The sequence below is a fragment of the uncultured Anaerococcus sp. genome (assembly GCF_937934665.1).
GTDB lineage: Bacteria > Bacillota > Clostridia > Tissierellales > Peptoniphilaceae > Anaerococcus.
The window spans coordinates 1-12,452 of the sequence record NZ_CALGYW010000071.1 but is presented as its reverse complement, the minus strand read 5'-3'; the positions used below and the strand labels follow the sequence as shown (position 1 = coordinate 12,452).

At 35.7% G+C, this 12,452-nt stretch carries 15 protein-coding genes; 3 read left to right on the top strand and 12 right to left on the bottom strand.

The features are described from left to right. Positions 1-25: 25 nt before the first annotated feature. Positions 26-892: an SH3 domain-containing protein gene (locus Q0410_RS04230; RefSeq protein ID WP_299033204.1), complete on the bottom strand. Its 867-nt coding sequence runs from the start codon at positions 890-892 to the stop codon at positions 26-28. Between the two features lie 448 nt (positions 893-1,340). Here Q0410_RS04230 and Q0410_RS04225 point away from each other — a divergent pair, with 448 nt between their 5' ends. Genes Q0410_RS04225 through Q0410_RS04215 form a run of 3 tightly spaced genes read left to right on the top strand, consistent with a single transcriptional unit; the run spans position 1,341 to position 4,700 of the window. After that, positions 1,341-2,384: a D-alanine--D-alanine ligase family protein gene (locus Q0410_RS04225; protein ID WP_299033201.1), complete on the top strand. Its 1,044-nt coding sequence runs from the start codon at positions 1,341-1,343 to the stop codon at positions 2,382-2,384. Continuing rightward, complete coding sequence (gene murF, locus Q0410_RS04220) at positions 2,377-3,756, top strand: UDP-N-acetylmuramoyl-tripeptide--D-alanyl-D-alanine ligase (protein WP_299033196.1); 1,380 nt, start codon at positions 2,377-2,379, stop codon at positions 3,754-3,756. The genes Q0410_RS04225 and murF overlap by 8 nt, the downstream gene beginning before the upstream one ends. Positions 3,757-3,767: 11 nt before the next feature. After that, complete coding sequence (locus Q0410_RS04215) at positions 3,768-4,700, top strand: 1-phosphofructokinase family hexose kinase (RefSeq protein ID WP_299033194.1); 933 nt, start codon at positions 3,768-3,770, stop codon at positions 4,698-4,700. Positions 4,701-4,838: 138 nt separating this feature from the next. Here the strand turns inward: Q0410_RS04215 and Q0410_RS04210 are convergent, their stop codons facing one another. From Q0410_RS04210 to Q0410_RS04160, 11 genes are all read right to left on the bottom strand, one after another. Then, the gene (locus Q0410_RS04210) at positions 4,839-5,489 is read right to left on the bottom strand and encodes an ABC-2 transporter permease (protein ID WP_299033190.1); all 651 of its coding nucleotides are present in this window, start codon (positions 5,487-5,489) and stop codon (positions 4,839-4,841) included. After that, on the bottom strand, positions 5,489-6,325 hold the full coding sequence (locus Q0410_RS04205; protein WP_299033187.1) for an ABC transporter ATP-binding protein: 837 nt from the start codon (positions 6,323-6,325) through the stop codon (positions 5,489-5,491). The genes Q0410_RS04210 and Q0410_RS04205 overlap by 1 nt, the downstream gene beginning before the upstream one ends. Next, on the bottom strand, positions 6,318-6,701 hold the full coding sequence (locus tag Q0410_RS04200) for a GntR family transcriptional regulator (protein WP_299033181.1): 384 nt from the start codon (positions 6,699-6,701) through the stop codon (positions 6,318-6,320). The genes Q0410_RS04205 and Q0410_RS04200 overlap by 8 nt, the downstream gene beginning before the upstream one ends. Before the next feature lie 123 nt (positions 6,702-6,824). Beyond that, positions 6,825-7,256 (bottom strand): hypothetical protein, encoded by a 432-nt coding sequence (locus Q0410_RS04195; protein WP_299033178.1) that lies wholly within the window; start codon positions 7,254-7,256, stop codon positions 6,825-6,827. Positions 7,257-7,985: 729 nt separating this feature from the next. Continuing rightward, positions 7,986-8,156 carry a hypothetical protein gene (locus tag Q0410_RS04190; protein WP_299033175.1) on the bottom strand — a complete coding sequence of 57 codons (171 nt, stop codon included), beginning with the start codon at positions 8,154-8,156 and terminating at the stop codon, positions 7,986-7,988. Between the two features lie 55 nt (positions 8,157-8,211). Beyond that, on the bottom strand, positions 8,212-8,985 hold the full coding sequence (udp, locus tag Q0410_RS04185; protein WP_299033172.1) for a uridine phosphorylase: 774 nt from the start codon (positions 8,983-8,985) through the stop codon (positions 8,212-8,214). Further along, positions 8,982-9,668, bottom strand: coding sequence for an HAD family hydrolase (locus Q0410_RS04180; RefSeq protein WP_299033168.1), 687 nt, complete (start codon positions 9,666-9,668; stop codon positions 8,982-8,984). The genes udp and Q0410_RS04180 overlap by 4 nt, the downstream gene beginning before the upstream one ends. Next, positions 9,665-10,108: a cytidine/deoxycytidylate deaminase family protein gene (locus tag Q0410_RS04175; RefSeq protein ID WP_299033165.1), complete on the bottom strand. Its 444-nt coding sequence runs from the start codon at positions 10,106-10,108 to the stop codon at positions 9,665-9,667. The genes Q0410_RS04180 and Q0410_RS04175 overlap by 4 nt, the downstream gene beginning before the upstream one ends. 13 nt (positions 10,109-10,121) lie before the next feature. After that, positions 10,122-11,354 (bottom strand): hypothetical protein, encoded by a 1,233-nt coding sequence (locus Q0410_RS04170; protein WP_299033162.1) that lies wholly within the window; start codon positions 11,352-11,354, stop codon positions 10,122-10,124. After that, positions 11,351-12,214 carry an ATP-binding cassette domain-containing protein gene (locus Q0410_RS04165; RefSeq protein ID WP_299033159.1) on the bottom strand — a complete coding sequence of 288 codons (864 nt, stop codon included), beginning with the start codon at positions 12,212-12,214 and terminating at the stop codon, positions 11,351-11,353. Before Q0410_RS04165 ends, Q0410_RS04170 begins: the two co-directional genes overlap by 4 nt. Beyond that, a partial coding sequence (locus tag Q0410_RS04160) for a GntR family transcriptional regulator (RefSeq protein WP_299033156.1) occupies positions 12,204-12,452 on the bottom strand: 249 nt, incomplete at its 5' end. The genes Q0410_RS04160 and Q0410_RS04165, both read right to left, overlap by 11 nt.

Below are 12,452 nucleotides of genomic sequence, written 5' to 3'. Positions count from 1 at the left end.
TTGATTTTTATATAAGATTATTTTATTAATACCAACCATTTCTTTGCCAGAAAGCTTGGGCATTTTCCCATGAGCCATATCTTTGAGCTACATAGTTATCTGCTGCAGCTTCTTGTTGGGCTGGGCTTGCACCATAAGGTACAAGTGATGGGTTTAATTGGTATCTACCATAGTAGCCACCGTTTGGATTGTAAGCAGAATAAGAACCGCCTGATTCTCTTTGAGCTATCCATTCTTTAGCCCAGTTAGATGAACCTTGGTAGGATTGATTATTATTTTGAGCTGGGGCTTGTTGCTGATTTTGAACTGGTTGTGGGTTTTGTGCTGGTTGTGGGTTTTGTACTCTTTGTGTATTTTGTGCTGGAGCTTGATTTGTTTGCTTAGCTTGATTTGCTTGGTTAGCTACAGCATTTTTTTCGTTTCTAACCCTAAATGTTTTTAGGAGGTTGTTGTAGATATAACCTTCTTCGCCATCTACTTTTACCTTTACAAAGCCATTTTCTGCTAGTTCCACAGATTCTACCTTTGTGCCTTTTTCTAAAACTTCGATTACTTCTGAATCTAGGTTAGCTTCTTTTCTAAAGTTTGTAGCTGATACTACTTCTGTTTCATTTAGCAGGTGGAAAAGTTCAGCTGAGACATAAGCGTCCTTGCCTTCAAAGTCGATTAAAAACCAACCTTCTTTTTTATCCTTTATTTCATAATCCTTGTCAGCATCATCAATTAGGCCGATAATGTTATCTCCAAGCTTGGCTTCACTTCTAACATTTACTCCGTTTGCCATATCTTTATTGATTACTGCACTTGCTGCGTCTGCCTTGTTTGCTCCAAAGGCAAAAGCCGAAGGTATAACTAGGGCTGCTGCTAGAGCATATTTTCTTAAAAATTTCATTTTTACTCCTTATATCTATATAAACTAATTATTTTTAAATTTCTGTTATAATCTGTAATAATAGTTACAAATTGATAACAATTGCTTATCACGCTTTATAGTATATATTTTAATTGTGTAGAAATTATGTAGATTTTGTGATTTCTTACAAAATGTTTACAGATTCTATCAAATGATTGAATATAAGCCTTTTCCTAGGTGATTATTTATTAATTAAGCTCCTATTTCTTTATAATTCGGAGAGTTTTTTCAAATTTATCCTTGCCAATACCAGCATATTTTTGTTACAAATAATTATTATTTTGTAACTTATTAGGGGATATTTTTTTATTTTCTACTTTCTTTTTTATTAAAAGGCTAAAAGCAAGTCCTAAAAATGCCAATATATTTGCCCATATTTTTCATATGTAGTAAAATTTATTTAAGCTTATAAAGAAAGAGAGATCCAATGAAGACTGTATACATCTTATGCGGTGGGCCTTCTAGTGAGCATGATATAGCTCTTAGAAGTGGCCTTAACATAGTTAAAAATTTAAATAAGGAAAAATACCAAAAAAAAATTATATATATAGATAAGGAAGGAAAATTTTCACCTACCTTTACCGACTACGACCCAGCTTGCGAATTTTCTCTAGTAAAAAATATCGAGATATCTAAGCAAGAGTCAATAGCTAACTTTCTCTTAGAGATATCTAAAGAAGATTTGGAATCTACAATAATTCTTCCAGTTATCCATGGTACCTACGGAGAGGATGGCACCATCCAGGGTTTTTTAGACGCTACAGGCCTTAACTATATTGGCAACGGCCTACTTTCATCTGCCATTTGCATGGATAAGGTCACAAGTAATGATATTTTTGAGAAATCAAAACTTAAGCAAGCCAAGTATAAGTATACTTATAAAGAAGACTTTGATGATGATTTTATAGATGAGTGCATTTCCTATATAGGTCTACCCCTTATAGTAAAACCATCTGCTAACGGTTCTTCTGTAGGTGTTTCGAGAGTAGAAAGTAAGGAAGAATTTAAAAAAGCAGGTCAACAAGCTCTTAAATATGATAGAAAACTTCTAGTAGAAGAATTAATCGAAGGGCAAGAAATAGAGCTTGCTGTCCTTGGAGATTCTGATAATATAGATGTTTCTGATCCTGCAGCCTATATAACTGACCACGTGTTTTTAGACTGGGATGCCAAGTATTTTACAAAATCAACCAGGGCAGAGCTTCCTTACAAGATGGATAATGATGATAGAGAAAAAGCCAAAGACTTTGCTAGAGCCTGCTACAAAGCTTGCGGTTGTGAAGGTTTTGCCAGAGTTGATATCTTTTATGGAAAAGATAAAAACTTCTATATAAATGAAATAAACACCTTCCCAGGCTTTACCCCATCTTCATTTTTTGCTAAAATGGCTATGGACCTATACGATATAGATTTTTCAGCAATCTTAGATATACTAATAGAAGACGGCTTTAGGAGAGGTATGAATGATTAAAAAAACTTTAGGCGAAATTGCCAAAATGATTGACGGTGAAATCTCTGATGAGAAATATGCCGATACAAAAATTGAGGGTATATCAACTGATTCCAGAACAATAGACCCAGGTGAATTATATATACCCCTAGTTGGAGAAGTCTTTGATGGAAGGATTTTTATCAAGGAATGTGAAGAAAAAGGCGCCAAGGCCTTCCTTATAGATAATCCAGAAAAAATAAACAAAACTGTAAGCATCCCTTATGTAAGGGTAGCTGATACAAAAAAGGCCCTCCAGGACCTTGCAGCAGCCTACAGGAGAGAGTTACCTTGCAAGGTAGTAGCTATCACAGGTTCAAACGGCAAGACTACCACCAAAGACCTTTTATATAAGATACTTTCAGAAAAATATAAGACCCAAAAAACTATGGGCAACCTAAATAACGAAATTGGCGTTCCAAAAACTGTCCTAGCCCTTGATCCTGACACTGAAGTTGCGATAATAGAGCTAGGCACAGATAATTTTGGAGATATAGCCCTAACAAGCCCTATGGTAAGGCCAGATATAGCCATGATTACAAATATTGGTGACAGTCACCTCCACAACCTAAAATCAAGGTCAGGGATATTAAAGGCCAAACTTGAAATCCTAGAAGGTATGACTGATAGTGGCACCTTTATCTATAACCTAGATGACCCTACCATGAATGAAGAAATCCCATCCTATGATATAAGGCAAAAAGTCCTAACCTTCGGAACAAAAGATGGGGCAGACTTTAAGATAAAGTTTGAAAAATCACCATCTTCTAAGATTCGCTTCTCCCACGGCGATGAAATTTATGAAGTGCCTCTTATGGGAGAGCACAATATCTATAACGCAGCAGCCGTAGTAATGATAAGCGAAATGTTAGGTCTTGATAAAAAAACCATAGACGAAGGCTTCAGTAAGGTAAAATCAAGTCAAAATAGGACAGAACTTTTAGAATGTGATGGCTTTGACGTTTTAGATGATTCCTACAAGTCAAATCCCCAATCCCTTCTTGCAGGTCTAGAAACTGCTTACATGCTCGAAGGCTATAAGAGAAAGATTGTTTGTCTAGCTGATATGCTAGAGCTTGGGGATAATGAAAAAGAACTTCACTACGAGGTTGGATCTAAAATTGATAACAAAGAAATAGATTATTGCCTATTTTATGGTCCTCTTGCCAAAGAGATGTATGAGGCAAGTCTCGAACATTTCTCCCCTAAAAGGTCCCTTTATTTTGACCATAAAGACGAATTAATCGAAAAACTAAAATCTCTCGTAATTGGCGCTAGCCTTATTTTTGTCAAAGGCAGCCACGGCATGCATATGGATGAAATAATAGAATCCATTAAGTACTTTAATATATGAAAGAGGTATCAATGATTTACACAGTAACCCTAAACCCATCTGTTGACTTATTTGTAGAAGTTGACAAATTAAACCCAGGTTATAACAACAACATCAAAACAGAAAGAACCCTACCAGGCGGTAAGGCCATAAACGTATCAAGGATTCTTTCTCAACTAAAAATCCCAACAACAGCCACAGGCTTTCTTGGCTCTTACCAAGGACTTTTTATAAAAGATTGGCTAAAAAAGGAAGATATACTAGTAGACTTTGTCGAAATAGAAGCATCTAACAGGATAAACATAAAAATATTTGAAGATAAAAAAGAAACAGTCATCAACTTCCAAGGCCCAACTATAACATCAGAAGAAGTCGAAGAACTCCTTTATTATTTATCTAGAGTAAGAGAGGGGGACACCATTATCTTTGGAGGCTCAGTACCACCAATGGAAAATGGCGAAGACTCAGATATTTACTACAGGATGGTAGAAATAGCCAAAGCCAACAACGCCCACTTCATAGCAGATGTACCAAGCCAGTACCTAATGAAGATGATTGATAGAGGACCACTTTTAGTAAAGCCTAATGGTGAAGATATAGAAGCAATCTACAATGTAAAGATCGAAGATAAGATGGACTACATCCCTTATGGTAAAGACCTTATCAAAAAGGGAGCAAAATATGTAATAATCTCCTACGGTGAGGACGGATCGATGTTCTTTACCAGAGAAGGAATCTATGCTTCAACCTCAGTCAAAGATGATAAGGAAATCATAAACACAGTAGCCTGTAGAGAAGCCATGATAGCAGGCTTTGTCGGAACTCTCGTAAGAGATAACGACCCAATCGAATCCTACATGGTAGCAGTAGCTGCAGCAAGCGCTACAGCCAGAGTCCTAGACCTACCTACTAGGGAAGAAATATTTGATATCCTTCCCCTAGTTGATATAGAAATAATAGAATAATAAAAAATAATCGTCCTCTGACTTTATAAAAAAGTCGGGACGATTTTTTTCTATTTGTATAATCTTAATCTGTCATAAAAAAAGCAAAGCAATAAGAAATCTCATAAACTCCAAATCTCTATGACTTTAGAGCAAATCTTAAAAATCCCTTTGCTTGTAAAATTTTATGGCGAGTTTGATTGAAATTAAAATTATTACTGTTATTAAAATTATAGTCAATATCGTTATAAGATTTTTGTTTTGAAGGAGAAAATTTATCACATAATCAATATCTTTTACAAAATATCCTATGATCCCTCCGAGTATTCCTATAATTAATATCGGAAGGATGACCCAGGTTTTTGCCTTTGTGTATCCATATTTAAAATATATGGGAAATTGTAACGAAATAATTAAAGCAAAGATTAGAAAATTTACCCCAAAATTAATCAATATATCTATATCAATTGGATAAGACCTAATTTTAGCAGCTACTAGGTAGTAAATAAAACCTAAAATGCTAGAAAACAAGTAAAATATAAGGGCTAAGACATACCTCGCTAATACTACATTTTTGCTATCAATTGCAAACAATCTGTAAATTCCATCAATCCCAGAATTATCTCCTACAAGAAAGGGGTAAGACGAGAAAAGCATAGCAATAAACATGGACATTGTTAAAAGGATATTTGGACTTTTTGTTATAAACATATAAAAAATAGCAATACCCGAAAAAATAATTAAGTTTTTAAGAGTAAAATACGGCTTTATTGAAATTAAATCCAATTTAATTTGTTTCTTTATATTCATCACTTCCTCCCATAATAAATCATGATTTGGTCAATACTTGGTTCTTCTGTCACTAGTTTATTATCTTCCACAAAATCTTCTCTCAAGATTAGGGCCTCAAAATTGACCTTGGTTTTCTTTTCCCCGTAAATTTTAAACTTCTTTATTAGTTCATAATCATCAAGACCTCCCTTAACAAGTAAAAACTTATCATAAAGCTCGTCTTTAGATCCTTCAAAAACAATTTTTCCCTCTTCTATAAAAACTATATAATCAGCTATCCTATCAAGGTCCTGGGTTATGTGGGTGGAAAATAAGACTGTGTGGTCCTCGTTTTCCATAAAGTCTAAAATTATATCCACAAGCTCATCTCTCATAGCAGGGTCAAGACCACTCGTAGGCTCATCTAGAATAAGGATTTTCGCGTCGTGGGAAAGGGCAACTGCAAGCATTAGCTTGATCTTCATACCCCTTGATAATTCTTCGACCTTTTTTCCTTTCTCAAGATTAAATTTGTCAAGATAAGAATAATAAGTATCCTCATCCCAATTTTCATAGCCTACAGTCATGGCCTCATTTACCAAATCAAGAGTCCAATCCTTGCCCAAAAATGAATCATCCATGACAAGGCCCACATCTTGAAGGTAGGATAAGTCTTCAATCTTTTTATCATCTATAAAGATATCACCATCGTAATTTATAAGAGACAAAAGAGCCTTGATGGTAGTTGTCTTTCCCATACCGTTTTTGCCAATAAAACCTGTTACAAAACCCTTTTTGATAGCAAAGTCATTAGGCCCTAGGATAAATTTGTCAAAAGTTTTAGAAAGGCCCCTTGCCCTAATCTTATCAGTCATTAAAATCTCCTTCATATAAGTATGCTAAAAGTTCTCTTAAATCGCTATTTTCCATGCCAATATCTTTTGAAATCCTAATTGCTTCTAGAAGAGCTTCTTCAAGCTTTTTCTGTTTCTCCTCAAGCCTTAGGTTAGGATTTTCCTTACCGACAAAGGTCCCAAGGCCTTGACGACTTTCGATAAATCCTTCGCTTTCAAGCTCATCATAGGCTTTTTTAACAGTCAAAATAGAAATCGAAAGCTCACGTGCAAGAGCCCTCACAGAAGGTAGCTTCTCCCCTGCTTTTAGGTTTTCTTTTAAAATCTCATCCCTAATGGCATTTGAGATTTGTTCGTAGATCGGAACTGGCGACCCATTTTTAATAATAATCTTCACTTTATCTCCTCTTCTCTATAACAGTATATAACAGTTTATAACACTTGTCAATTATTTCTACCACCCTCTTAGGTCTTAAGTTTTTTCTATAATAAGAAACCGCTATTTCTAGCGGTTTCTTTCCTAATAATCATAACAATCTTCTAGTTTTTTTAGAAGTTTATAAGCTTCTTTCCTTAAGATTTCTGAGCTATCTAAAAGTTTTTCTAACTCATGTCTTATTGGTTTTACTTTTTCTGGGCACTTATCTAATAAATATCTTGCTGCCTTTGATGTTATTAGGTTTTTATTATAAGCTTTCTTTAAGGCATCATAGTTTCTTTTTAGTCTTGGGTTTTGGCTACAAGTCTTGCCTAAACCCTTTAGTTTATTTGCATTTAGATAGTCATTTATCCAATAATCGTAGTCATCCCTATCCTCTTTATCCTTGGATGAATCTTCTTTTTCAGGATTTTTATCTCCTGGTTTTTGAGGCTTATCTTTTCCTGGATCTTGTGAATTTTCTTTTGATGGTTTTTCATCTGTAGATAGGTTTTCTAGCATTAGGGTTGACATTGTATCTACTGAAATTTTACCATTTGTTACTTCTATTGTACTAAGTCCCTTGTGGTTAGCCTTATCAGCTTTGATTAAGACCTTATATTTGCCATTTGGAATCTTGAATTCTTTAGCATTTGCTTCTCTGTTATGACCGATATATAGATTTTTCCCTGCTTCGCTTAGGCTATAGGCTATTAATCCGTCACTTGCTACTATCTTTTTAACTCTAGCATCGACTTGGTCAAAGCTTTCTGAGTGGAAAAGTGGTTCGTTTTTCCTGATTGCTATTACTTCTCTGATATATTCGATGTTGCCCTCATACTCTTCTGCCCTCTTCCAATCTAGTTCGTTTACTTCTGCAGTAGCATTGTAGGAGTTTTCATTTCCTCCCTTTGTTCTTGCAAATTCTTGACCTGCGTGGATAAAAGGTCTACCTTGTGAAAGAAGAGGAATTACTGTCGCTAGTCTTTGTCTCTTTAAAGTTGTCGCATCATTCTATAAAAAAAGATTCAAATAAGGAATATCCCTATTTGAATCTTTCTTCAATCTTTAAAATATTAAAATTCAAACTTAGCTTCTAAACTTTTTATCATACTATCAGCTTGCTTAACAAGTGCTTCAGAATCTTTAATAAGTTTATCTAGAGTACTTCTTACATCCTTAACACGTTCTGGTGATAATTCTATGAGTAATTTTGCTGCTTGAACACTTACATTGTTGTCATAACGAGCTTTCTTTAATACATTATATGTCTTTACAACTTTTTCGTTGGTTTAACCTTTTTATTAGATTTTCCTTTGTTTCTACGCCAGCTTCTTTTGCATAAACATTTGCAGTAGGTGTGATTGTTGCTCCTCCTACTAAAACTAGGGCCATACTTAGGCTAGCTGCTTTTAAAACTTTATTATTTTTCATTATTCCCTCCTTATGGAAACGGTATCTTAATTTTTTTATATTATATTATCCTTTGTCAATCATATTTATTACTAGCTATTAAATTTTTAAGTCCTTCAATTCCTACTCTTATGGCAAGATCAGTGTCGTGGACTACAGGATTTGTAAGGCCTTCTTTTTCTCTTTCCTGGTTGGCTACTACTAGGAAACATGATCCAACCCTAACTTTTAAAAAGCTTGCCACCGTGAAAAGCGCTGCAGATTCCATTTCGCTGGCGAGGGTTCCGAGTCTCTTCCAGGCCTCCCATTTATTGGTTAATTCGTAGGATACAGGCATAGAGTCCCCCTCGTGTTGGCCATAGAAGGAGTCCTTACACTGGACTACTCCCACATAATCTCTCACACCTAAGCCCTCTGCTGCTTTTTTTAGAGCAGTTGTCACTTCAAAGTCTGCCACAGCAGGAAATTCGATTGGGGCATACTCCTTGCTGGTTCCCTCTGCCCTGATGGCAGCCTGGGCTATAACTATGTCGCCACTTTGTACATCTAGGTCGATTCCACCACATGTGCCGACTCTGACAAAGGTGTGGGCACCAAGTTTAGCTAGCTCTGTCATGGCTATGGCTGCTGATGGTCCGCCGATACCTGTAGATGTAACCGAAACTTTTTTACCATCTAGAAAACCAGTATAGGTTACAAACTCACGCCTGTCGCCTACTTTTTTTGGATTATCAAAATAGGCTGCGATTTTTTCGCACCTCTGTGGATCTCCTGGCAAGAGTACGTATTTGCCAATATCTTCTGCTTTTAAACCTATATGGTACTGTCTACCATCATCTGAATATTTCATATACCCTCCATTAGATTTTCTATTAATGCTGCCATAGATTTTACGCTAAACTTACACACATCTCTTACAGCCTCATTTGTAACATAATCAAGAGTAAAGGAAAAAGGCGTATTTTTTAGAAAATCAATATCGTTATAGTCATCACCTATGGCAATAATTTCCCTGTCAAAGGAATAATAATCCTTGATAAAATCTATTCCTCTTTGCTTATTTATACCCTTTTTGACTACATCTATAACGCCTATGGAGTAGTGAAAATCAAAGTCTTCTGGGAAATAGTTAGGGATTTTATCATCTGAGTAAATAGCCAGAGCCATTATATCTTCGTCTACCTTGCTAAGTAACTCTTTTTTGGCATTTTCAGTAAAAATTGCCATCCCGTTAGGAATTTTTTTGCTATAAATATCTAAAAATGATTTTGCCTTAGCTTTTGAAATGGAGGTTTTAAAAACTTCTTCTAATTTTTTATTTCTTCTTATAAAAATATGACCTCCGTTGTTACAGATTATGGCATCAGGATAAATTTTACCATCAATTAGGGGAAATAAACTCGCAAAGGACCTACCTGTCACAATAGCAAAAAGATTCCCAGCCTCCTGGAAATCTCTTATTGCTTTTATATCTTTTTGGGAAATCTTCCCGTCTATAAAAATTGTCCCGTCAAAATCAGATGCTAATATCATTTTTCATTCTCTTCGATTTTGATATATTCAATGTCATTTTTTTCAAGAAGTTCTTCTGCATATTCGTCCATCCTATAAGCATTTCTGTAGTAGATTTTTTTAATACCTGCTTGAATTAGGCTCTTGGTACAGTTTAGGCAAGGAAAATGGGTCACGTAGCAAATTGTATCCTTGACCGAAATTCCTTCCTTGGCACAGTACAAAAGAGCGTTCATCTCAGCATGAATTGTAGCAATGCAGTGGCCATCCCTCATGGTATGCCCTATCTCGTCACAGTGGGCGTTCCCCCTAATTGAGCCATTATAGCCTGTGGAAACTATCCTATTTTCATTATTTACAAGGACACAACCCACATAGGCCCTGTCGCATGTGCCACGCATGGCGACAGTTTCTGCCAGTCTCATAAAATATTCATCCCAACTTAGTCTATCTTTTGCCATAGCTTACTCCTAATTAAAATTTAAGTCTTATCTTAAATAGGATATCAAATAACTTGTAAGATATCAAGAGGGATAGGCCGTAGGCTATGATTCTTAGGATGATATTTGCCTCGTCAGATCCAACTAAGCCTGCTATTATCACAAAGAGGATAGAAGTTAGGGATAGGATTCCAGACCACTTACAAATCTCAGATAGGATTTCATTTTTGACCATATAGCCAGACCTTTCTGCGGAAGACCTTCCTATCAAGAAGTAGGCTATAATGGCAATTATAAGGGCCACTACAAGCCCTGCCCAAAGGGTTGGAGTCTTAGCAAAATCTGCATTTATTAATGATAAGAAAACTTGCTGGGCTGGAGATAGGCCATCTTTGAAATTATAATATGCATCATTGAAAGTGCCCGGGTAGGTATCTCCAAATATTCCCATAAATGAATAGATTATTAGTTTAAACCATTCTATAAAACCTATGGCAATGATTGAAAGGCCAATGTGGCCAAGGAAGTTCCCTGACAAAAGTCCTAGGGAAACACCAACAAGAGCCGCTGACACTAAAGAAATCATGGACTTCATGAAGAAGGTCCCCAAGGATTTAAAACTAGCAATTTCAGAAAATACTGACCCTTTGATGACTCCTATACCCACACCAGTATTAATTATATATAAAGCAAGTCCAAAAACTAGGGCAACCCCTATTTTCATCAAGAATTCTTTTTTCTTTGACCAAGGAAGCATCCTAGTAAAGTCGTAGTAGTTTAAAGATTCCTCGATAGATGTAAGTCCCATTGCTACTATCATTATAAAGATCAAAGATAGGGCCATAGAGCTTACTAATTTTTCTGTAAAATCTAATTTGTAGTCTTCAAGATTTTCCATGCCCCTCATATATTCTTCATAGATATTTTGCTTATCCCAGAGGTCGGTTTTATTGAGAGTTTCAAAATAGTCCTCATCATAGCCCCTATCTTTTCGATAGGTTAACTTATACTTTTTGGCAAAGGATTCAGCAGTTTTTTCTGCCTCTTTTAAATATTTTTCATCAAATTTTTCATCATCCAAATGAGTTTTCTCCTCACCAAGATATTTTTCCATTTGCCTTACATTATCTGTAATCCTAAAGGCATCCCATTTTAAATTACTTTTAACCCCAAGAGTATTTGAAAGGGTAAAGAAAAATCCAACAAGGATAAGCCAAATTGCATATCTCTTCCAAGTTAGTTTGAGTAATTTCCTAAAGTCTTTCATATCTCACCTCCAGCTTCCATATAGAAATAGTCTTCTATTTTTAGGTCAAGCATATCGTACTGGACAATCTCTTCACCTGATAAATACTCGCTTAAAAGCTTCTCGTCAGCCTTAATTAGGATAACATTGACCCTACCGAGGGATGATACAAGTACAGAATTATCTCTAAGAGCTTGTGGGAGTTTGTCTTTGACGACTACTTGGACTTTTTTGATATTTTTATTATCTATGCTTGTATTTTTGAGCCCGCCGTCCTTGGATAAGTATAAAATCTCCTCACAAATCCCAGTCAAATGGTCTAGATCGTGGCTAGAAGCAAGGACAGTCCTCCCCTCTTCCTTGGCATCTAGGATATAGGATAGGATTAATTTCTTATTTAAAACGTCCATCCCATCTAGGACCTCGTCAACTAGGAGGATATCAGCCTTTGAGGCAAGGATTGTAATTAGACCCAAAAGATTTTTTTGTCCCTTGGAAAAATTTCTTATATTTTGATTTGGATCTATGTCGTTTTTATTTATTTCAGTAAAGAAATAATCGCTATCAAAGTCTTCATAGCTTATTTTATAGAATTCTGGTAGGTCCTTGGCCTTATAAAAACTAAAATAGTCAAACCTATCTGGCAAAAATCCTATGTGGGAAATGAGTTTTGGGTTTTCACTCAATTTTTTCTTATCAAGGGTAAAGACCCCAGAGTCTGCCAAATAAATCCCTGAAAGGATTTTAAGGAGGGTGGTCTTGCCTGACCCGTTCCTACCGACTATACCTGTTATTGTCCCCGGCAAAAGCTTAAAAGAAACGTCTTCTAGGACCTTGTTTTTGCCAAAGGTCTTGCTGATATTATTGACTTCAAATAACATCTATCTCACCTTCTACTTTCTCATACAATTCTATGATTTCTTCCTTAGATATCTTAAGGAATATGGCTTGGGATAAAATTTCTTCTAATTTTTCTAAAAATTCATCTCTTTTTAGGTCAAGTTTTTCTTGGTTTAGTTTAACTACTGTTCCTATGCCTGGTTGGGTTTTAATTATGCCCTGACTCGATAACTCCTTAAATGCCTTGGAGACTGTTGTTTGGTTGATCAAAAGGTCTTT

What these genes read in the sequence shown, in the direction of transcription:
- Q0410_RS04180 (WP_299033168.1), bottom strand. Translation starts at nt 9,668, where the DNA reads ATGATATTAGCATCTGATTTTGACGGGACAATTTTTATAGACGGGAAG.
- Q0410_RS04170 (WP_299033162.1), bottom strand. Translation starts at nt 11,354, where the DNA reads ATGAAAGACTTTAGGAAATTACTCAAACTAACTTGGAAGAGATATGCA.
- Q0410_RS04225 (WP_299033201.1), top strand. Translation starts at nt 1,341, where the DNA reads ATGAAGACTGTATACATCTTATGCGGTGGGCCTTCTAGTGAGCATGAT.
- Q0410_RS04175 (WP_299033165.1), bottom strand. Translation starts at nt 10,108, where the DNA reads ATGGCAAAAGATAGACTAAGTTGGGATGAATATTTTATGAGACTGGCA.
- Q0410_RS04195 (WP_299033178.1), bottom strand. Translation starts at nt 7,256, where the DNA reads ATGTCAACCCTAATGCTAGAAAACCTATCTACAGATGAAAAACCATCA.
- Q0410_RS04205 (WP_299033187.1), bottom strand. Translation starts at nt 6,325, where the DNA reads ATGACTGATAAGATTAGGGCAAGGGGCCTTTCTAAAACTTTTGACAAA.
- Q0410_RS04230 (WP_299033204.1), bottom strand. Translation starts at nt 892, where the DNA reads ATGAAATTTTTAAGAAAATATGCTCTAGCAGCAGCCCTAGTTATACCT.
- murF (WP_299033196.1), top strand. Translation starts at nt 2,377, where the DNA reads ATGATTAAAAAAACTTTAGGCGAAATTGCCAAAATGATTGACGGTGAA.
- Q0410_RS04210 (WP_299033190.1), bottom strand. Translation starts at nt 5,489, where the DNA reads ATGAATATAAAGAAACAAATTAAATTGGATTTAATTTCAATAAAGCCG.
- Q0410_RS04215 (WP_299033194.1), top strand. Translation starts at nt 3,768, where the DNA reads ATGATTTACACAGTAACCCTAAACCCATCTGTTGACTTATTTGTAGAA.
- Q0410_RS04190 (WP_299033175.1), bottom strand. Translation starts at nt 8,156, where the DNA reads ATGAAAAATAATAAAGTTTTAAAAGCAGCTAGCCTAAGTATGGCCCTA.
- Q0410_RS04165 (WP_299033159.1), bottom strand. Translation starts at nt 12,214, where the DNA reads ATGTTATTTGAAGTCAATAATATCAGCAAGACCTTTGGCAAAAACAAG.
- udp (WP_299033172.1), bottom strand. Translation starts at nt 8,985, where the DNA reads ATGAAATATTCAGATGATGGTAGACAGTACCATATAGGTTTAAAAGCA.